Consider the following 20,603-nt stretch of genomic DNA (forward strand, 5'->3'; position numbering starts at 1 on the left):
AAGCTGATTTTTTCTGGTGCCGTCGGCGAGACTCGAACTCGCACAGCTTTCGCCACTACCCCCTCAAGATAGCGTGTCTACCAATTTCACCACGACGGCGGCTCTCAGCTGATGAATTTGCGTGAGGAGCCTTTCGGCATTTGCTTATTCACCAGCCCTAGAGTTTACCCTGAATTTCCCCTCTTCACAGCGGGGGGAAGGGTTTTAAAAGGAGGTTTATTTCGCTGGAATCTGTGCCGCGCCGGATGCAGGGGTCGCAGGTGCAGTTTCGGCCACGGGCGCAACGGCCGGGGCCACTACAGCTGCGCCTTCCAGGACCGAACCGGAACTGGCAGGGCGCAAGTTGCCGAAGTATGCCAATGCAAGGGTGGAGACAAAAAACACGGTCGCCAACACGGCGGTGGTGCGGGAAAGGAAGTTGGCACTTCCACTGGCTCCAAACAGGCTACCGGAGCCGCCGCTGCCAAAAGCAGCGCCCATGTCAGCACCCTTGCCGTGCTGCACCAGGATCAACCCGATCATGGCTACTGCAGCCAGCAATTGGACAGTCAAAATAATGGTGATAACGATGTTCATAAACTACTCCTAAATTCAAATTCAATCAGGCTGCCGACGCGGCAGTGATGATGGTTAAAAAGTCTGCCGCCTTGAGTGATGCACCGCCCACCAAGCCGCCATCAATATCCTTCTGCGCCAGCAATTGCTGGGCATTGGCTGCATTCATGCTGCCCCCGTACAAGATGTGAACGCGGTCCGCATGAGGCGTAGCCGCTGCCAGCTGCCCACGCAACACTGCATGGACTTCTTGCGCCTGCTCAGGGGTGGCGGTCTTGCCGGTGCCAATCGCCCAAACAGGTTCATACGCCACCACAATTTCACTGATGCAATGTCCATTGGCATGAATCACAGCAGCCAATTGACGCTTCACCACTTCCACTGTTTTGCCGGCTTCACGCTCTTCCAAAGTTTCACCCACACACACGATGGGCGTCACACCAGCTGCCAAGGCCTTTTGCGCTTTGGTCGCAACGATGGCATCGGTTTCGCCATGGTATTGACGACGCTCGGAGTGGCCGACGATGGCATAGTGCACACCGAGGTCACGCAACATGGCTGCCGATGTCTCGCCGGTGTAGGCACCTGAATCAAATGCAGACACGTCTTGCGCCCCCACAGCAAGCGCGCCCACCGGTTTAATTACTGAAATGACCTGGTGCAAATACGCTGCCGGCACACATACCGCAACCAAACAGGAGGCCGCAGGCAAGCCGGAATGCAGTTGGTCCAGCAAAGCCGCGTTTGCAGCCAAGCTACCGTTCATCTTCCAGTTGCCGGCAATCAATTTCTTTTTCATGCGGGTTCCCAATTCAAAACTAGCTTTCCGATATGCGCATTGCTCTCCATTACTGCATGCGCTTGTGCTGCAGCCTCTGAAGTCTGTGCGGCACCTACAGCAAACACCTGATGTACGACAGGGCGAACGTTTTTGTCCGCCAAGAGCGGCCAGACATGTTTGCGCAAAGCGCTGGCGATCGCCGCCTTGAAGGCCACAGGCCGTGCACGCAAGGTGGAACCCGTGACAGTCAACCGTTTACGCAGTATCAAACCGGCATTGACTTCAGACTGCACACCGCCTTGCACGGCAATGATGACCAATCGACCATCTTCTGCAAGGCACTGGACTTCTTTGGCCACGTAGGGCCCTGCCACCATGTCCAGGATGACATCGACACCACGCCCACCCGTGATTCGCAACGCTTCCGCCTCGAAATCCTGGGTGCGATAGTTGATCGCGAAGTCGGCACCCAATTTCAGGGACGCCGCGCACTTCTCATCCGATCCGGCCGTTGCAATGACGGTAGCGCCCAGCGATTTGGCCAACTGGATCGCTGTGACCCCGATACCACTGGTACCACCCTGCACCAGCAAGACCTCACCGGATTGCAAGCGGCCACGCTCGAACACGTTGCTCCACACCGTGAAGTAGGTTTCCGGCAGACCTGCTGCTTCCACGTCAGACCAGCCATCCGGCACTGGCAGGCACTGGGCTACGGGAGCTACACACAACTCGGCGTAGCCTCCACCCGCTACCAGCGCGCACACACGATCTCCGAGCTTGAGCCCGGCTTGCGCCAAGGCCTCGGCATCACCTTCGACGATCATGCCCGCCACCTCCAGACCCGGGATGTCGGATGCGCCTGCAGGTGCCGGGTACTTACCCAACCGCTGCAACACATCGGGCCGGTTGACGCCACTGGCGCTCACACGGATGCACAACTCCCCTGCCCCGAACTTCGGCGCAGGGCGATCCACCAGACGCAAAACGTCCGGCGCACCGGGAGATGTGATTTCAAATGCTCTCATATCGAATCGACCGGCAGCGCTCGCCAAGTATGCGCGAGCAGCTACCAAATCAATAGCAGACGGAAGGTTTACTCTTGCGCAGGACGCTCGATCAAAGCCTTCATGGACAGCTTGATGCGGCCCTTTTCGTCGGTTTCCAGAACCTTGACCTTCACGATCTGGCCTTCAGACAGGTAGTCCGTGACCTTCTCGACGCGCTCATGAGCGATCTGGCTGATGTGCAACAAGCCGTCCTTGCCCGGCAGCAGGTTCACCAGTGCACCGAAATCCAGGATCTTGGTGATCGGGCCTTCGTACACCTTGCCGATTTCGACTTCTGCAGTGATCTGCTCGATGCGGCGCTTGGCTTCTTCCGCCTTGGCTGGATCGCTGGAAGCGATGGTGATGGTGCCGTCTTCTTCGATGTTGATCTGGGTGCCGGTTTCTTCGGTCAACGCACGGATCACAGAACCGCCCTTGCCGATCACGTCACGGATCTTTTCGGGGTTGATCTTGAAGCTGAACAGACGCGGTGCAAAGTTGGACACTTCGGTACGGGCTTCCGCCATGGACTTTTGCATTTCGCCCAGGATGTGCACGCGCGCTTCTTTGGCCTGTGCCAACGCGACTTGCATGATTTCCTTGGTGATGCCCTGGATTTTGATGTCCATCTGCAGCGCGGTGATACCGTTGGTGGTACCAGCAACCTTGAAGTCCATATCGCCCAAGTGATCTTCGTCACCCAGGATGTCGGTCAACACCGCGAAGCGGTTGTCTTCCTTGATCAATCCCATAGCGATACCGGCCACGTGTGCCTTCAAAGGCACACCTGCGTCCATCAGGGACAAGCAGCCACCGCACACAGAAGCCATGGAAGACGAGCCGTTGGACTCGGTGATTTCCGACACCACGCGCAGGGAGTAAGGGAACTCTTCTTTGGTCGGCAACACGGCGACCAAAGCACGTTTGGCCAAACGGCCGTGACCGATTTCGCGGCGCTTGGGCGTACCCACGCGGCCGGTTTCACCAGTGGCGAAGGGGGGCATGTTGTAGTGCAGCATGAAGCGGTCTTCGTACTCGCCACTCAAGGCGTCGATACGCTGTGCATCACGCTCGGTACCCAAAGTGGCGATCACCAAAGCCTGGGTTTCACCACGGGTGAACAGGGAAGAACCGTGGGTGCGGGGCAGCACGCCGTTACGGATTTCGATAGCGCGCACCGTGCGTGTATCGCGACCGTCGATACGGGGCTCGCCTGCCAGAATTTGGCCGCGCACGATCTTGGCTTCAATGTCAAACAGCATGCCTTCGACCTTGACGCTGTCGAACTCGACGCCGTCCGCCTTCAAACCGGCAAACACGTCTGCGTAAGCGGCGCGACAGGCTTGGGTACGGGCTTGTTTGTTGCGGATTTGGTAAGCAGCCACCAGCTTGTCTTTGCCGTGGGCATCGACCTTGGCGATCAAGGCTTCATCACGGGCAGGAGCCTTCCAGTCCCACACGGGCTTGCCGGCGTCACGCACGAGTTCGTGGATGGCGTTGATAGCGGTCTTGCTCTGCTCGTGGCCGTAAACCACAGCGCCCAACATCACTTCTTCGGACAGCTGTTGTGCTTCGGACTCAACCATCAACACCGCGGCTTCGGTACCTGCAACCACCAAGTCCATGATGGAATCTTTGCGTGCGGTCTGGCCGGGGTTCAGCACGTATTCGCCGTTGACATAACCCACGCGGGCAGCGCCGATGGGGCCGTTGAACGGGATGCCAGACACGGACAGAGCCGCGCTCACCGCGATCATGGCTGCAATGTCTGCATCCACTTCGGGGTTCAAGGACACGGTGTGCACCACGACGTGCACTTCGTTGAAGAAGCCTTCTGGGAACAGGGGGCGGATGGGGCGGTCGATCAGACGGCTGGTCAGCGTTTCAAATTCGCTGGGGCGGCCTTCGCGCTTGAAAAAGCTGCCGGGGATCTTGCCAGCGGCGTACGACTTTTCCAGGTAGTCAACAGTCAAGGGGAAAAAGTCTTGACCGGGCTTGCCTTCAGTCTTGCCGACTACAGTGGCCAAAACCACGGTGCCGTCCATGTCCAGCAACACGGCGCCGGTGGATTGGCGAGCGATTTCGCCGGTTTCCATGGTCACGGTGTGCTGACCCCATTGGAAAGTCTTGGTAACTTTGTTGAAAATGCTCATGGTGAATCTCCTGTGAGTATCAAGTTGTTCGGGGGATGCAGGCCATCCCGCCACAGCCCGGATTCCACAACACAGTCCACGATGCCATTCCAGAAACACTGCCCTTTTCGGAGCAACGGCTTTGGAATGACACAGCTTCGTTCTGTTTTTGCAGTCTCCGAAGTAAAAAACGCCTGAGCTAGTGACCTAACTCAGGCGTTCGTCATTCAGTCAGTCGCTTACTTGCGCAGACCCAATTTCGCGATCAGGGCCACATAGCGGTCGTGGTCCTTGGAGTTCAAGTAGTCCAACAGCTTACGGCGACGGCTCACCATACGCAGCAAACCGCGACGACCATGGTGGTCTTTGGCGTGGGTCTTGAAGTGAGGAGTCAGCTCGTTGATACGGGCTGTCAGCAGTGCCACTTGCACTTCTGGGCTACCTGTGTCGGTAGCGGAACGGGCGTTGTCTTTGACAACGGCAGCTTTGATGCTGGAAGCGATCATGTGTTTTTCCTTTTGATGTTTTGACTTGCGCCAGGTGCTGGAACGGCTCTTGGCGTGCGCCTTGCCCAATGCAAAGCCTGTCGATTATATCCCGAAGCGGGCTGCTGGCGAAATGCGCCCCCCGGCCCCAACCCAATACCAAGGCAGGAGCCAAAGATCAAATCCTCCCGGAACCCGCGCCAGATAACGACTCTGTGCGCTTTTTCAAGAGGACAAGGCCAACAATAAAGTTGCCATTTTTTGCTTGAAATGCCGGGTGCGGAGCGCAGTTAGGGACCATGCGGCAATCACGGTGAGCGCCGCCCTTGTTAAGGAAATCCCATATGTTCTTCGCCACTGCCCCTGCTGCCTTCCAAGCCTCCTTGCGCCGCCCCGCCTACGCCCACGGCGGTCGCACCGTAGAGCGTTTTTTGAATGACGCGCTGCTCTCCGCCCGCCAGTCCGGCGCTGCTTATACCCAAGACGAAACCAGCTTTACCCTGAGCCTCGATGTGCCCGGCATCGCCAAGGAACATCTGCGCATCGCCATCGACGGCGCGGTGGTCCGCATCCAAAGCAAAGACGACGCACCCCGCCGGTACCGCGCCGCCTACGAATTCCCCCAGGAAGTGGACAGCGCCCTGAGCGAAGCCAAGCTGGAAAACGGCGTGCTGACCCTCAAACTGGCCAAAAAAGTGCCGGTGGACACCTCCGCCGAACTCAGCATCCAGTAAGCGCATTCGCCGCAGAGCCCCGCATCCGCTATCAAATAAGGAGCTTCCCGCGCACCATGGACGGGCGCTGGCAGTACTTTTACAGTGAATGCAGGGGCCAGCGGGGTTTGACGTCGAACGCGTAGTCGGTCACGGCCTGCTGCAGGCCGCTTTGCATGCGCATGGCGGCTGCCATGGCAATCATGGCGCCGTTGTCGGTGCACAGATGCAACTCAGGGTAGTGCACTCGCACGCCCCGTTTGGCACATTCGGCATTGAGCTGCTCGCGCAATTGGCGATTGGCGCCCACGCCACCCGCCACCACCAGGCGCTTGAGCCCTGTCTGCTTCAGGGCGGCGACCGCCTTCTTAAGCAAGACTTCCACAATGGCCGCTTGGGTAGACGCCGCCAGATCCGCCTGCTGTTGCGCAGGCAGTGCCTGAAAGCTGGTGACACCACCTGCCGCCAAAATGCGCTGGCTCTGCACCAGTACTGCGGTTTTGAGCCCGGCGAACGAAAAATCCAGATTACCGCTGTGCAACAAGGGCCGTGGCAGTGCATACGCTTTGGGGTCGCCCGACTCCGCGAGCTTGGAGAGCAAAGGCCCGCCGGGATACGCCAGCCCCATCAGCTTGGCGGATTTGTCAAAGGCCTCGCCCGCTGCGTCATCGATAGTTTCTCCCAGCAATTCGTAATGCCCGACGCCATCGACCCGCATCAATTGGGTGTGACCACCGGAGACCAGCAAGGCCACAAACGGAAATTCAGGCGGGTCTTCGCTCAAAAACGGCGAAAGCAAATGGCCTTCCAAGTGGTGCACCCCCAGCACGGGCTTGCCCAGGGCTGCACCCAGCGCACAAGCCACGCCGGCGCCCACCAGCAAAGCGCCGGCCAGACCGGGGCCACGGGTGTAGGCAACCACATCCACCTCTTGCAAATTGCGGCCGCTGTCGGCCAACACTTGGCGGGTCAGGGGCAACACGCGGCGGATGTGGTCGCGGCTGGCCAGCTCGGGCACCACGCCGCCGAAGGCCTGGTGCATCTCGATCTGGCTATGCAGGGCGTGCGCCAACAGCGTGGGCACCGCGTCGCCCTGCGACTGCACCATGGCCACACCTGTTTCATCACACGACGACTCGATCCCCAACACCAGCATGCTTGTTTCCTTCAGAGGCGCCGAGTGTAGAGGATGGCCCCATAAAGCCAAGGTGCAGCTGGCCCGCTAACTAGAATTGGCTCAAATCTTGCACGCCGTTTTTTCATGTCCGAGCCCCTGCGTATTGTTGTGATCACCTCTGACCTGGTCGTGGAAGACCCGGAGGACACCCACGCGCTTGACCAGGCCGAGCGATCGCGCAGCTTGCGCATCGGGCTGCTGGAGAGCGGCTTCAACCTGATCGCATCCCTGCCCGCTGACGTGTTTTTGACCGAGCGACTCGCGCAGTTGCAGCCTGACATGATCATCGTGGACGCGGAAAGCGATGCGCGGGACGCCCTGGAACATGTGGTGATGGCCACCCGCGATGAGCGCCGCCCTATCGTGATGTTCACCAACGACCACGACACCCGCACCGCCCGCGAAGCCGTGGCGGCTGGTGTGTCGGCCTACATTGTGGCTGGCCTGCAAGCCGAGCGAATCCGGCCGATTCTGGATGTGGCCATGGCACGCTTTGAGCAGGACCAGGCCTTGCGCCGCGAGCTGGCCGACACCCGCAATGAGCTGAACGAACTCTCCTCCGCCCTGCAGGACCGCAAAGTCATAGACCGGGCCAAAACCCTGCTGATGCAGCGCCAGCAGCTCAGCGAAGAGGCCGCCTACGCCAAGCTGCGCAAAACCGCGATGGACAAGAACCTGAAGATTGTGGAAGTCGCCCAGCGCATGCTCGACGTGGCGGACTTGCTGGGTTAAACGACGGCCTAAGGCCCGGAATGGTGCACTGCACACAAGCAGTGCGTGCCCCGCCATGATGACGATTGCCTCGAAGTTCTGCGCGAAAAGCGGCCTTTGCGCCCGAAAATACTGCGTGAGCAGCTCATATTTTTATAGCAAACAGGCATTTTCAAACTCTTCAGAAAAGCAAGGGCAGACACCCAAAGCACCTGGCACAGACATTGCATTAGTCCTGACAAGACCGGTAACGGTCATGCAAACGCCCCGTCCAACGGCGGGCTGGGTGAATGCAAAAGGACAAAGGCGTCCCCACGGGTTCGATTGCGCACAGCGCGTCGAACCCCGTGTGGACGCCTTTTTGTTTTCTGCCTTTGTTTTGTGTGTTTAAACCTTCTGGAGCTACTGACATGACGGATCTTCTGAAAGCCAAACTCAGCCGCCGCGCTGTTCTGCAAACCGCTGCCGTGGGCGCCATCGGCATTGACCCTGCGCTGCGCGCTGCGGTGTATGCCGCAGGTTCCGACGCTCCTGAGAAAACAGAAGTCAAGATCGGCTTCATCCCGCTGACCGACTGCGCCAGCGTGGTGATGGCCTCCGTCCTGGGCATCGACCAGAAATACGGCGTCAAGATCATCCCCACCAAGGAAGCCAGCTGGGCCGGCGTGCGCGACAAACTGGTTAACGGCGAGCTGGACTTCGCCCACGTGCTCTACGGTCTGGTTTACGGCGTACACCTCGGCATCGGCGGCCCCAAGAAAGACATGGCTGTGCTGGCCACCTTGAACCACAACGGCCAGGCGATCACCCTGTCCAAAAAGCTGGCTGAAAAGGGCGCGATCGACGGCCCCAGCCTGGCCAAGCTGATGCAGACCGACAAGCGCGAATACACCTTTGCGCAAACCTTCCCCACAGGCACCCATGCCATGTGGCTGTACTACTGGTTGGCAACCCACGGTATCAATCCGCTGCAAGATGCCAAGGCCATCACCGTGCCTCCCCCCCAGATGGTGGCCAACATGCGTGTGGGCAACATGGACGGCTACTGCGTGGGCGAACCCTGGGGCCACCGCGCCATCATCGACGGCATCGGCATCACCGCACAAACCACCCAGGACATCTGGAAAGACCATCCTGAAAAAGTGCTGGGCACCACCGGTGACTTCGTGAAGAAGTACCCCAACACCGCACGCGCGGTGACCGCCGCCATTCTGGAAGCCAGCAAGTGGATTGACGCCGGCTTGTCCAACAAGAACAAGATGGCCGAAACCATTGCCGACAAGAGCTACGTGAACACCAGCGTGGACGCCATCAACCAGCGCATCCTGGGCCGCTACCAGAACGGTCTGGGCAAGACCTGGGATGACCCGAACTTCATGAAGTTCTACAACGACGGCGCGGTGAACTTCCCCTACCTGTCGGATGGCATGTGGTTCCTGACACAGCACAAGCGTTGGGGCTTGCTCAAAGACCACCCTGACTACCTGGCAGTTGCCAAACAGATCAACCAGATCGAGATCTACAAGCAGGCTGCAACCGCCACCAAGACACCCCTGCCCAAGAGCGACATGCGCAGCAGCAAGCTGATCGACGGCATGGTGTGGGACGGCAAAGACCCCAAGAAATACGCCGACGGTTTCAAAATCAAAGCCTAAGGAACACACATGGTCAGCGCCGTATTCCACTCACCGATCGCAGCAGCCGCGGATGGCACTGCTATCAAAACAGAAGCTGCTCCCGCACATTCTGCGGGCGCTGGAAGCCTGAAGGAAGCACAATCCGCAAAACCGGCATGGCAAGAGCAAGCGACCCCCGGTTACGACTGGAGCGGCCTGTTGCTGAAAGTCTTGCCACCCTTGTTCGGGCTGGCATTGCTGATCGGCATCTGGGCGATGGTGAGCATAGGGACGGCCAGTTCCATCCCCAGCCCACTGGAGACCTGGAAGCAGGCCGTGGTGATCTTTAGCGACCCGTTCTACAGCAAAGGGCCCAACGATCAGGGTGTGGGCTGGAACATTCTGTACTCGCTCAAGCGCGTGGCCATGGGCTTCGGCCTGGCGGCAGTCGTGGGGATTCCGGTGGGTTTCATGATCGGCCGGTTTGAGTTCTTGAGCCGAATGTTCAATCCGCTCATCAGCCTGCTGCGACCTGTGTCGCCACTGGCCTGGTTGCCTATCGGTTTGCTGGTGTTCAAGGGCGCCAACCCGGCTGCCATTTGGACCATCTTTATCTGCTCCATCTGGCCCATGATCATCAACACCGCCGTGGGCGTGCAGCGCGTACCGCAGGACTACATGAACGTGGCCCGCGTGCTCAACCTTAGCGAGTGGAAGATCGTCACCAAGATTCTCTTTCCCTCCGTGCTGCCCTACATGCTGACCGGCGTGCGCCTGGCGGTCGGTACGGCCTGGTTGGTGATCGTCGCCGCCGAGATGCTGACCGGCGGCGTGGGCATCGGCTTCTGGGTCTGGGACGAGTGGAACAACCTCAACGTCAAGAACATCATCATCGCCATCTTCGTGATCGGCATCGTGGGTCTGCTGCTCGAGTACGCGCTCATCAAGTTGGCAACTGCATTCACATTTGAAGAGGTGAAGTCATGAGCATGGAATCCATGAACACGAAGTACATCGAAATCCAGGGCGTGGACCAGACCTTCAAGACCAAGAAAGGTCTGTTCCCCGCGCTGCGCGACATCAACCTCAACGTGGCCAAGGGCGAGTTTGTGGCCCTCATCGGCCACAGCGGGTGCGGCAAGTCCACCCTGCTCAACCTGATCGCCGGCCTGACCATGCCCACCCAGGGCTCGCTCATCTGCGCAAGCCGCGAGATTGCCGGCCCTGGCCCCGAGCGTGCGGTAGTGTTTCAGAACCATTCGCTGCTGCCTTGGCTGACCTGTTTCGAGAACATTTATCTGGGCGTGGAGCGCGTGTTCGGCACCCGCAACCCTGGCGCGCCGGCCGAAACCAAAGCCCAGCTCAAGGCCCGCACCGATGCCGCACTGGCTCTGGTGGGCCTGACCGCCGCAGCGCAAAAGCGCCCCGGTGAAATTAGCGGTGGCATGAAGCAGCGCGTGGGCATTGCCCGTGCGCTGGCCATGGAGCCCAAAGTGCTGTTGATGGACGAGCCCTTCGGCGCGCTGGATGCGCTGACCCGCGCCAAGCTGCAAGACGAGCTGCTGGAGATCGTGGCCCGCACTGAGAGCACGGTGGTTATGGTGACCCACGATGTGGACGAAGCCGTGCTGCTGTCTGACAAGATCGTGATGATGACCAACGGCCCGGCCGCCACTATCGGCGAAGTGCTGAGCGTGGACCTGCCCCGCCCCCGTAACCGTGTGGCTTTGGCGGACAGCCCCGAATACCTGGGTTATCGCAAGGCGGTGATTGACTTTTTGTACACCCGACAGGGGCATGTGGAGAAAGCCGCTTAAGGCGGACTCCCCCCCTATCCCCAAGCCCCTTTCCACCCCCGCCAGGGCGGAAAGGGGGGCTAACAGCCACATTTGATTTGTTCGCGTCGACCAGGCTTCCACGGACCGTGAAGGTTCCCTGAAACGCCTGTTTTCCGTCGCCGCAGTTTGGAGAGCACCATGGACATGAGAGTCAAACAAAAACAAAAACTGGTCATGATCGGCAACGGCATGGCCGGTGTGCGGACCATTGAAGAGCTGCTCAAGGTCGCACCGGACCTGTATGACATCACCGTCTTCGGTGCCGAGCCGCACCCCAACTACAACCGCATTTTGCTGAGCCCCGTGCTCGCTGGTGAACAGACCTTGGACGAGATCGTGCTCAACTCTTTTGAGTGGTACGCAGAGAACCACATCGCGCTCTACGCCGGCAAAAAAGTGACCGAGGTAGACCGTGTCAAACGTGTGGTGAGGGCGTCCGACGGCACCGAGGCCGAGTACGACCGCTTGCTGATCTGCACGGGCTCCAACCCCTTCATCCTGCCGGTTCCCGGCAAGGACCTGCAAGGTGTGATCGCCTATCGCGACATTGCCGACACCAACGCCATGATCGAGGCGGCCACCAAATACAAGCATGCTGTCGTCATTGGCGGCGGCCTGCTGGGCCTGGAAGCCGCCAACGGCCTGATGCTCCGCGGCATGCAGGTCTCTGTGGTGCACGTGATGCCCACCCTGATGGAACGCCAGCTAGACACTGTGGCCGGCGGCCTGCTGCAAAAGTCGCTGGAAGAGCGCGGCCTGAAGTTCTTGATGGGGGCCCAAACCCAGGAGCTGGTAGGTGGAGAGGACGGGCGCGTCAAAGCCATCAAGTTCAAAGACGGTACGGAAGTGCCTGCCGACCTCGTCGTCATGGCAGTGGGCATTCGCCCCAACACCGAGCTGGCGCAGAGCATGCGCCTGCATGTGGACCGCGGCATTGTGGTCACTGACACCATGCAGACCGTGACCGACGCCCGCATCTACAGCGTGGGTGAATGCGCTGCCCACCGCGGCATTGCTTATGGCCTGGTCGCGCCCCTGTTTGAGCAGGCCAAAGTGGCGGCCAACCACCTGGCCGAGTACGGCATCGGCCGCTACCAGGGCTCGCTGACCTCTACCAAGCTCAAGGTCACCGGCATCGACCTGTTCTCTGCCGGCAACTTCACCGGTGGTGAAGGGTTTGAAGAGATCGTGATGAGCGACCCCTTCGGCGGCGTGTACAAAAAGCTGGTCATCCAGGACGACAAACTGGTAGGCGCCTGCATGTACGGCGACACCGTGGACGGCAGCTGGTACTTCAAGCTGCTGCGCGAGGGCCGCAACGTGGCCGACATCCGCGACAAGCTGATGTTCGGCGAAGGCGGCGCCAACATCGGCGACGTGGGCCACCAGGGCCAGAACAAAGCAGCAGCCATGGCCGACAGCGACGAGGTCTGCGGCTGCAACGGAGTCACCAAGGGAACCATCTGCAAGGCCATCAAGGAGAAAGGCCTGTTCACCCTGGATGAGGTGAAAAAGCACACCAAGGCCAGCGCGTCCTGTGGCTCTTGCACCGGCTTGGTAGAGCAAATCATCATGTTCACCGCCGGTGGCGACTACTCCGCCACACCCAAAAAGAAGGCCATGTGCGCCTGCACCGACCACAGCCACCAGGAAGTGCGTGACGCCATCTTCCAAGAAAAATACCTCACGATTGCCGCCGTGCAAAAAGGTATGGGCTGGAAAACGCCCAACGGCTGCTCCAGCTGCCGCCCCGCCTTGAACTACTACCTGATCTCCAGCTGGCCCAAAGAGGCTAAGGACGATCCGCAAAGCCGTTTCATCAACGAGCGCAGCCACGCCAACATTCAGAAGGACGGTACCTACTCCGTCATCCCGCGCATGTGGGGCGGCGAGACCACGGCCGACGAACTGCGCCGCATTGCGGACGCGGTGGACAAGTTCAAGATCCCCACCGTCAAGGTCACCGGCGGCCAGCGCATCGACCTGCTCGGAGTCAAAAAGGAAGACCTGCAAGCGGTGTGGAAAGACATAGGCATGCCCAGCGGCCACGCCTATGCCAAGGCCCTGCGCACCGTGAAGACCTGCGTCGGGTCAGAGTGGTGCCGCATGGGCACCCAGGACAGCACCCAGATGGGCAAAGACCTGGAGCGCGCCCACTGGCGTATGTATGCACCGCACAAGGTGAAATACGCCGTGTCAGGCTGCCCGCGCAATTGCGCGGAGGCCGGCATCAAGGACGTGGGCATCATCGGCGTGGACAGCGGCTGGGAGATGTACATCGCCGGTAACGGCGGCATCAAGACCGAAGTGGCGCACTTCTTTGTGAAGCTCAAAACCGCAGAAGAAGTGCTGGAGTACACCGGCGCCTTCATGCAGCTCTACCGCAAAGAGGGCTGGTACCTGGAGCGCACGGTGCACTTTGTGAGCCGGGTAGGCCTGGACTACATCAAGAAGCGCATCCTGGAAGACGCCGAAGGCCGCAAGGCCCTGAACGAAGAGCTACTGTTCGCGCTGGATGGAGAGCCCGATCCGTGGTTCGATTTCCAGGACGCGCAGGTGGACACCCGCCAGTTCGCGCCGGTGGCCGTGGCCTGACCTTGGGAGGAACCGATATGCAACGCCGAAATCTGATCACCGTCGCTGCTGCGGGCGCCTTGGCACTGACCCTGCCCGCTGCACACGCACAAGTCGTAGACCTGAGCGATGCCATCAACAAAGCCGGTCGCCAGCGCATGCTCAGCCAGCGCATGGGCAAGGCCTGGCTGGCCTTGCTGCTGAGTGTGGAGAAAACCAGCGCCCAGATGGTGCTGGACAAGTCCATTGCCCTCTTTGACCGGCAGTTAGTGGAGCTCAAGGCCTTTGCGCCCAACCCCGAGGTGCTGGCCACGTACACCAAGCTGGAAAGCGCCTGGAGCGACTACAAGACCCTGTTGGTTGGCAAAGCCCCATCCCGAGAGGCCGCAGCAGCCCTGTTGCAGCAGGATGCCAAGGTGCTCGCACTGGCCCACCAGGGCACCCAACAGTACGAAGCAGCACTGGCCAAGCCGGTCGGCAAACTGGTGAACATCGCAGGACGTCAGCGCATGCTGAGCCAGCGTATGGCCAAGTACTACCTGGCCACCACCTTACCGGTAGATGCCGCTACCGCCGGCCTGGAAATCAACAAAGCGCGAGGTGAATTCACCGCGGCCATGGTGTTGCTGAAGAATGCACCGGAAGCCACCGAGCGCATCAAAAACGAGCTGGCACTGGCCGATGCGCAATGGGTATTTTTTGACAGCGCCCTGAACAACCTGCAGGAAGGCGCACAACGCCCCCGCCCCATGGCCGACGTGTTTCTGGCTAGCGAGAACCTGCTCAGCGTGATGGACCGGGTGACCGGTCTGTACGCCGCCGTCAAGGCTTGATGACATACAAATTCATGCTGTAGCGCCGATTAAATATGCGCGAGCAGCTACTGAAACCATAGCAAACCGGAAGATCGACATGACCGAATGGACCCGCATCTGCACCCTTGAAGACATCCCCGTGTTGGGCTCCCGCCGCGTGGAGCGTGCCAGCGGGCTGGATGTGGCCGTCTTCCGCAATAGCCAGGACGAGGTGTTTGCCCTGCTGGACCGCTGCCCGCACAAGGGCGGTCCGCTCTCGCAAGGCATTGTGTTCGGCACCAGCGTGGCCTGCCCCCTGCACAACTGGACCATAGGCCTGTGCGACGGCCAGGCCAGCGCGCCCGATGAGGGCTGCACCCCCAAATTCAGCGTCAAGCTGGAGGACGGCGTGGTGTACCTGGATGCCGCCGAACTCCAAGGTCACGCCACCGATCTGGTGCGCCCCATCGCCGGGCCGAAGAAACGCTCCTCCACCGCGGCCTGATTGCTGATGGTCATGGTCAAGGAAACCCGCTCCACCTGCCCCAACTGCGATCTCGCTGCTGTCGCAGCGGATCGCTTTGCGAGCAATGGAAAACACCTCCGTAGGGGCACATGCAAGTGAAAGAAACCCGTTCCACCTGCCCCTACTGCGGTGTGGGCTGTGGCGTCATCATCCAGAGCACGGGGAACCAGATCACCGGCGTCAAGGGTGATCCGCAGCATCCGGCCAACTTCGGCCGGCTGTGCTCCAAAGGCAGCACCCTGCACCTGACGGCCACCGCCGAAGTCACCCTGCAAACCCGCCTGCTGCAGCCCCTGCAGCGCCTGCAACGGGGCGCCGTGCCAGAACCGGTGACCTGGGACAGCGCCCTGCACACCGCCACCACGAAGTTTGCCCAAGTGATCAGGGACCATGGGCCGGACGCCGTGGGCTTTTACGTGAGCGGCCAGTTGCTTACCGAGGACTACTACGTCTTCAACAAACTGGCCAAAGGGCTGATAGGCACCAACAACATTGACACCAACTCCCGCCTGTGCATGAGCAGCGCGGTGGCGGGCTATAAGAAAACGCTGGGCGCCGACTCGCCACCTGCCAGCTACGAAGACTTGGGGCTCGCGAGCACGCTTTTTATCGCTGGCTCCAACGCCGCCTATGCCCACCCCATCCTGTTCCGCCGTATCGAAGACGCCAAGGCCGCCAACCCCGAGCTGAAAATCGTGGTGGTGGACGTGCGCCGCACCGACACGGCCGAGGCCGCGGACCTGTTCCTGCAAATCCAGCCCGGCACCGATGTGATGCTGTTCAACGGCATGCTGCACCTCATGCTGTGGGAAGGCTGGACGGACGCGGCTTATATCGCCACCCATACCGAAGGCTTTTACGCCCTCAAGGCCTTGGTGCGCGACTGCACGCCTGATGCGGTGGCTGCGGTCTGCGGCATCCGCAAGGCTGAGCTGATGGAGGCCACGCGCCTCTTTGCCCAATCCACGGCCACGTTGAGCTTGTATTGCATGGGGCTGAACCAGTCCAGCGCCGGCACCGCCAAAAACACCGCCCTCATCAACCTGCACCTGGCCACCGGCCAGATCGGCAAGCCGGGCGCCGGCCCTTTCAGCTTGACCGGCCAACCCAATGCCATGGGCGGGCGCGAGGTAGGTGGCTTGGCCAACCTGCTCTCCGCCCACCGCGACCTGGCCAACCCCACCCACCGCGCCGAAGTGGCGGCCCTCTGGGGCGTGCCTGCCGTGCCCGAGAAGCCCGGCAAAACCGCGATCGAGATGTTCCAAGCCGCGGCCGATGGCGAGATCAAGGCCCTCTGGATTGCCTGCACGAACCCGGCCCAGAGCCTGCCCGACCAGGCCACCGTGCGCCGCGCCTTGGAGCGCGCCGAGTTCGTGGTGCTGCAAGAAGCATTTGCCACCACCGCCACCGCCCGCTACGCCGACCTGCTGCTGCCAGCCACCACTTGGGGGGAGAAGGAAGGCACGGTCACCAACAGCGAACGCCGCATCTCCCGAGTGCGCGCCGCAGTCGCGGCACCCGGCCCGCAAGACAAGGGCCCGCGCCACGACTGGGCCATTGCTGTGGACTTTGCGCAGCGCTTGGAATCTGCACTGGGCCGCACGCCCGCATTGCCTACGCTATTCCCCTACCCCACGCCCGAATCGGTGTGGAACGAGCACCGCGAAAGCACCCGGGGCCGGGACCTGGACATCACCGGCATGAGCTACGCGCAACTGGAAGCCACACCGCTGCAATGGCCCATGCCCGAAGGCGCCGCCAGCGGCAAAGTGCGCTTGTACGAAGACGGCATATTTCCTACGCCCACTGGCCGCGCCCGCTTTGTAGCCGCGCCCTACACCCCAGTGGCCGAGCAACGCGAAGCGCGCTACCCCTTTGCCCTCACCACCGGCCGCCTGCGTGACCAGTGGCACGGCATGAGTCGCACCGGCACACTGGGCCGCTTGTTCGGTCATGTGCGCGAGCCTGCCTTGCACATGCACCCGCAAGACATGGCGCGGCGCTTGATTGCCGAGGGCGATCTGGTGCACATCACCAGCAAGCGCGGCTCCATCCTCGCGCCGGTGCAGGCCAGCACCGAAGTGGGCTTGAGCCAGGTGTTTCTGCCCATGCACTGGGGCGATGAATTTTTGAGCGGCCAGAGCAACACCGGCGAGCGCTTGGGCGGCGTCAACGCGTTGACCAGCCCCATGTTCTGCCCTGACTCCAAACAACCCGAGCTCAAACACGCGGCCGTCAAAGTGCTCAAGGCCGACATGCCCTGGGGGGTGACAGCTCTGGCCTGGTTGCCCGACGACAAGGTCTTGGCGCGCCGCGCCGAGCTGCAAGCCCTGATGGAGCGCTTTGAGTTCGCCAGCTGCGTGCTCTTCGGCAACGATGCTGCTTTAGGCCAAGCCGGGCGCACCGGCGTCATGTTCCGCGCGGCGGGCAGTGCCCCGCCGGATGAGGCGCTGCTGGCGCAGATCGAGGCCCTGTTGGACCTGCAGGGGCAAGACGCCGTGCGCTATGCCGACCCCAAGCGCGGCCAGCGCCGTGTGGTGCGGCTGCAGCGCAGCACCGTGAACGCCACACTGGAAGGCTTTTTGCTCAGTGGCGATACCCAGGCCCGCGACTGGATGGCTGCCCTGCTGCGCGAAGAGCAACCCGCCCAGAACTACGGCCGCGCCCTATTGGCCGGCGGCGCCCAACCACCCCTGCCCGTGCTCAGCAAAGGCAAAACCGTCTGCACCTGCTTCAACGTGAGTGACATTGCCATCAGCGACACGCTCTCCCGCTGCAACGGCAGTGACCCCGAGCGCTTGGGTCAACTGCAAAAAGCACTGCAATGCGGCACCAACTGTGGCTCCTGCATTCCGCAACTGCAACGCATGGTCAGGGCCACCCCGGTAGTTGAGCCCCACGCCGAGGCATAAGGACATAGCCGAAAGTTATCAGGCTTCACCGACAATCAGCAGATGGCTATTGGCAACTACATCAAGGAAATCGGTCGCGGCAAAGACGGCGCACGCGCGCTCAACCGCGAGCAGGCAGCTGACCTGCTGGGCCAGGTGCTGGACGGCACGGTCACCGACCTGGAGGTGGGCGCTTTTTGTCTGGCTATGCGCATCAAGGGGGAAACCGCCAGTGAGATGGCCGGGTTTCTGGACGCTGTGCGCAGCCGCATGGCCCTGCTGCCCGCCAGCGATGTGCCGGTGGTCGTCATCCCCAGTTACAACGGTGCGCGCAAGCTGCCCCTGCTGACGCCGCTGTTGGCCCTGTTGCTGGCCCGCGAAGGCCTGCCCGTTCTGATCCACGGCACCGCCACCGAAGACAAGCGTGTTTTTGTGTCAGAAGTGCTCGCAGCACTCGGAATACATGCGCAAGCAGCTACTAAAAAGATAGCAACCGGCAGCGTGGCGTTTGTGCCTACCGGTACACTGCTGCCCGGCCTGCAGCGCCTGCTGGATGTGCGCCGCGTGGTGAACCTGCGCAACCCGGCGCACAGCCTGGTCAAGCTCATGAACCCGGTGGACGGCCCCGCCCTGCTGGTGAGCAGCTACACCCACCCCGAATACGCAGTGTCCATGGCAGACACCTTTGCCTTGGTGCAGGCCCACGCCCTGCTGATCCGCGGCACGGAGGGCGAGGCTGTGGCCGACGCCCGCCGCACCCCCAAGATGCGAGCTTTTGTGGCGGGCCAAGCGACGGACCTGCAGGCTTACCAGGCTGGTTCATTGACTACCCTGCCTGAGCTGCCCACAGCCATAGATGCTGCGAGAACCGCCGCCTACATTCAATCAGTGTTGCAGGGCCACAGCCCCGTTCCGGCACCGATTGCCGAGCAGGTGGCACACATCCTGCAACTGCACCGAAGTTTGCACCGCGCACCATGAAAAACCGTCTCCACACCCCGGCTTCCGGCCACGTCACTTTGGTGGGCGCGGGCCCCGGCGACCCGGAGTTGCTCACACTCAAAGCCCTGAAAGCCATTCAGCAAGCCACCGTGCTGCTGGTGGACGACCTGGTAAACGACGCTATCGTGGCCCATGCCAACCCGGCGGCCCGCATCGTCCATGTGGGCAAGCGCGGCGGCTGCAAATCCACCCCCCAGTCTTTCATTGAACGCCTCATGATTACCGCCGCCCAGGAAGGCGAAAACGTGGTGCGTCTCAAGGGCGGCGATCCCTTCATCTTCGGCCGTGGCGGCGAAGAGGTGGAACACCTCGAAGAAGCCGGCATCCGCGTATCGGTGATCAACGGCATCACCGCCGGGCTGGCTGCGGTCACATCCCTGAACGTGCCCTTGACCCACCGCGAGCACGCGCACGGCGTGGTATTTGTGACCGGCCATGCCAAACCCGGCGACAGCGGCACCGACTGGCCCGCCCTTGCCGAAGCCGCGCGCCAAGCCAAGCTCACCTTGGTGATCTACATGGGCGTGAGTGGTGCGGCTGACATCCAGGCTGGCCTGCTGCAAGGTCTGGGCGCGAGCACACCGGTGGCCGTCATCCAGAACGCAAGCCTGCCCCAGCAGCGCCACGCAGTGTGCACCCTGGGCGAACTGCAAGCCACCATCTCACGCGAAGGGCTTGCGAGCCCCAGTGTGATCGTGGTGGGCGATGTGATGAGCGGCATGCTGGCCGCTGCAGACCAGAACGACACCCTGGACGCACTGCAAATGCGCTGAACGCGGCATGCAACTTGCGGCACCCGGTGCATCGCCACCATGCCGGAGTTGCACCATGCCACCTTCTGTTGCCGTCATCCCTGGTCGCACAGGGATCAGTCCGATATCCGTCAGCACGACCACCGCACCGGCACCCTTGTCCGACCTCAACCTGGCAGCACGTCAGCGCATGTTGTCTCAACGGGTGGTCATGCAAACCCTGCTGGCTGCAGCCGGTGACAGCAAGCACCTTGAAGCCGCCCGCAAAACCCTTCAATTGTTTTGTGACAGCGAGGCCCAGCTGCTCACGACCCTGACTCACTACGACGAAGTCAGCGCGCGCCAACTGCGGGCTGTATATGAAGGACCGCAGGGAATCGGCGTGACCATAGAAACATTCATGGACCGGATGCGTAAAGCCCTGGAGACCATAGAACGTGGTGGCCAGGTGCAATCGCTGCTGAGCGACATCGTGGGCTCCACCGATGAAGTGCTGGAAGCGCTCAACAAGGCCACCAGCACGTTTGACACCATTGCCAAAGCCAAATCCGACCGTTTGTTCAAAGAGTTGGGCACCATCGTCTCGGACATCCACACCATTGCGCGCGAAGCCAAAATCGTGAGCTTCAATGCCCAGGTCATCGCGGCGCGGGCCGGCGACCATGGGCGGGAGTTTGCCGTGGTGGCCAATGTGCTCTCAGGCATCAGCACCGAGATTGATGGACTGACGAAGAAGGCCCTGCATCTGTCAGATCGCAAGCAGCACGCGTAATTTCCCAATGAGGGCACAGAACGTCTGGGCCTGCAGTTTGGGGCGATTTGATGAGCGCAGCGAGTGTGAGCCCCGGGCTGTAGGCCCAGGCGGTCTGTGCCCTCTACTCGTCTCCAGAGAGAACGCAGTGCGACTGGCCCCACAGCCTGGCGCTCAACCTCGCTGCGCTCACCAAATCGCGCCAGTCTGCGGAGCCAGCCACTCGGCTACTTGGCGAACGTCACCGTCGCCTACA

The 20,603-nt window shown here is 61.1% G+C and carries 18 protein-coding genes and 1 tRNA gene; 12 read left to right on the plus strand and 7 right to left on the minus strand.

What is annotated here, in order from left to right; translation table 11 throughout:
- Positions 1-14: 14 nt before the first annotated feature.
- The 6 genes from ACOAP0_RS03595 to rpsO all read right to left on the minus strand — a co-directional run bounded on the left by ACOAP0_RS03595 (position 15) and on the right by rpsO (position 5,023).
- Positions 15-99 (minus strand) — tRNA-Leu (locus ACOAP0_RS03595).
- Positions 100-216: 117 nt separating this feature from the next.
- Entirely contained in the window at positions 217-576 is a 360-nt protein-coding gene (gene secG, locus ACOAP0_RS03600; protein WP_481872981.1) for a preprotein translocase subunit SecG, read from the minus strand.
- Positions 577-601: 25 nt separating this feature from the next.
- Positions 602-1,354: a triose-phosphate isomerase gene (tpiA, locus tag ACOAP0_RS03605; RefSeq protein ID WP_498375560.1), complete on the minus strand. Its 753-nt coding sequence runs from the start codon at positions 1,352-1,354 to the stop codon at positions 602-604.
- Positions 1,351-2,364 (minus strand): NAD(P)H-quinone oxidoreductase, encoded by a 1,014-nt coding sequence (locus ACOAP0_RS03610; protein WP_498375559.1) that lies wholly within the window; start codon positions 2,362-2,364, stop codon positions 1,351-1,353. Before ACOAP0_RS03610 ends, tpiA begins: the two co-directional genes overlap by 4 nt.
- Positions 2,365-2,432: 68 nt before the next feature.
- On the minus strand, positions 2,433-4,538 hold the full coding sequence (pnp, locus tag ACOAP0_RS03615; protein ID WP_087494538.1) for a polyribonucleotide nucleotidyltransferase: 2,106 nt from the start codon (positions 4,536-4,538) through the stop codon (positions 2,433-2,435).
- Positions 4,539-4,756: 218 nt separating this feature from the next.
- The gene (gene rpsO, locus ACOAP0_RS03620; RefSeq protein WP_293659965.1) at positions 4,757-5,023 is read right to left on the minus strand and encodes a 30S ribosomal protein S15; all 267 of its coding nucleotides are present in this window, start codon (positions 5,021-5,023) and stop codon (positions 4,757-4,759) included.
- Positions 5,024-5,346: 323 nt separating this feature from the next.
- On the opposite strand from rpsO, the gene ACOAP0_RS03625 reads away from it, so the two are divergent.
- Positions 5,347-5,736 carry an Hsp20/alpha crystallin family protein gene (locus ACOAP0_RS03625; RefSeq protein ID WP_498375558.1) on the plus strand — a complete coding sequence of 130 codons (390 nt, stop codon included), beginning with the start codon at positions 5,347-5,349 and terminating at the stop codon, positions 5,734-5,736.
- A 79-nt stretch (positions 5,737-5,815) separates the two neighbouring features.
- Here the strand turns inward: ACOAP0_RS03625 and tsaD are convergent, their stop codons facing one another.
- Positions 5,816-6,871, minus strand: coding sequence for a tRNA (adenosine(37)-N6)-threonylcarbamoyltransferase complex transferase subunit TsaD (gene tsaD / locus ACOAP0_RS03630; RefSeq protein WP_498375557.1), 1,056 nt, complete (start codon positions 6,869-6,871; stop codon positions 5,816-5,818).
- A gap of 105 nt (positions 6,872-6,976) precedes the next feature.
- On the opposite strand from tsaD, the gene ACOAP0_RS03635 reads away from it, so the two are divergent.
- The 11 genes from ACOAP0_RS03635 (at position 6,977) to ACOAP0_RS03685 (ending at position 20,368) form a co-directional block, all read left to right on the plus strand.
- A complete protein-coding gene (locus ACOAP0_RS03635) occupies positions 6,977-7,624 on the plus strand; it encodes an ANTAR domain-containing response regulator (RefSeq protein ID WP_498375556.1) in 648 nt (215 codons plus the stop codon).
- A gap of 389 nt (positions 7,625-8,013) precedes the next feature.
- The gene (locus tag ACOAP0_RS03640) at positions 8,014-9,258 is read left to right on the plus strand and encodes a CmpA/NrtA family ABC transporter substrate-binding protein (protein ID WP_087494546.1); all 1,245 of its coding nucleotides are present in this window, start codon (positions 8,014-8,016) and stop codon (positions 9,256-9,258) included.
- 9 nt (positions 9,259-9,267) lie between these two features.
- On the plus strand, positions 9,268-10,206 hold the full coding sequence (ntrB, locus tag ACOAP0_RS03645; RefSeq protein WP_498375555.1) for a nitrate ABC transporter permease: 939 nt from the start codon (positions 9,268-9,270) through the stop codon (positions 10,204-10,206).
- Positions 10,207-10,208: 2 nt separating this feature from the next.
- Positions 10,209-11,036, plus strand: a complete 828-nt coding sequence (locus ACOAP0_RS03650; protein ID WP_498376103.1) for an ABC transporter ATP-binding protein — start codon at positions 10,209-10,211, stop codon at positions 11,034-11,036.
- 159 nt (positions 11,037-11,195) lie between these two features.
- Positions 11,196-13,652 carry a nitrite reductase large subunit NirB gene (gene nirB, locus ACOAP0_RS03655; protein ID WP_498375554.1) on the plus strand — a complete coding sequence of 819 codons (2,457 nt, stop codon included), beginning with the start codon at positions 11,196-11,198 and terminating at the stop codon, positions 13,650-13,652.
- A gap of 17 nt (positions 13,653-13,669) precedes the next feature.
- Positions 13,670-14,464, plus strand: a complete 795-nt coding sequence (locus tag ACOAP0_RS03660) for a type IV pili methyl-accepting chemotaxis transducer N-terminal domain-containing protein (protein ID WP_087494549.1) — start codon at positions 13,670-13,672, stop codon at positions 14,462-14,464.
- Between the two features lie 79 nt (positions 14,465-14,543).
- Positions 14,544-14,930, plus strand: a complete 387-nt coding sequence (gene nirD / locus ACOAP0_RS03665) for a nitrite reductase small subunit NirD (RefSeq protein WP_498375553.1) — start codon at positions 14,544-14,546, stop codon at positions 14,928-14,930.
- Positions 14,931-15,046: 116 nt separating this feature from the next.
- Complete coding sequence (locus ACOAP0_RS03670; protein ID WP_498376102.1) at positions 15,047-17,863, plus strand: nitrate reductase; 2,817 nt, start codon at positions 15,047-15,049, stop codon at positions 17,861-17,863.
- A 42-nt stretch (positions 17,864-17,905) separates the two neighbouring features.
- Positions 17,906-18,823: a DNA-binding protein YbiB gene (gene ybiB / locus ACOAP0_RS03675; protein WP_498375552.1), complete on the plus strand. Its 918-nt coding sequence runs from the start codon at positions 17,906-17,908 to the stop codon at positions 18,821-18,823.
- Positions 18,820-19,617, plus strand: a complete 798-nt coding sequence (gene cobA, locus ACOAP0_RS03680; RefSeq protein WP_498375551.1) for a uroporphyrinogen-III C-methyltransferase — start codon at positions 18,820-18,822, stop codon at positions 19,615-19,617. The genes ybiB and cobA overlap by 4 nt, the downstream gene beginning before the upstream one ends.
- Before the next feature lie 55 nt (positions 19,618-19,672).
- A complete protein-coding gene (locus tag ACOAP0_RS03685) occupies positions 19,673-20,368 on the plus strand; it encodes a methyl-accepting chemotaxis protein (protein WP_498375550.1) in 696 nt (231 codons plus the stop codon).
- The last annotated feature ends 235 nt before the right edge of the window (positions 20,369-20,603 follow it).

This window comes from Curvibacter sp. Hmag1.1, assembly GCF_059769165.1.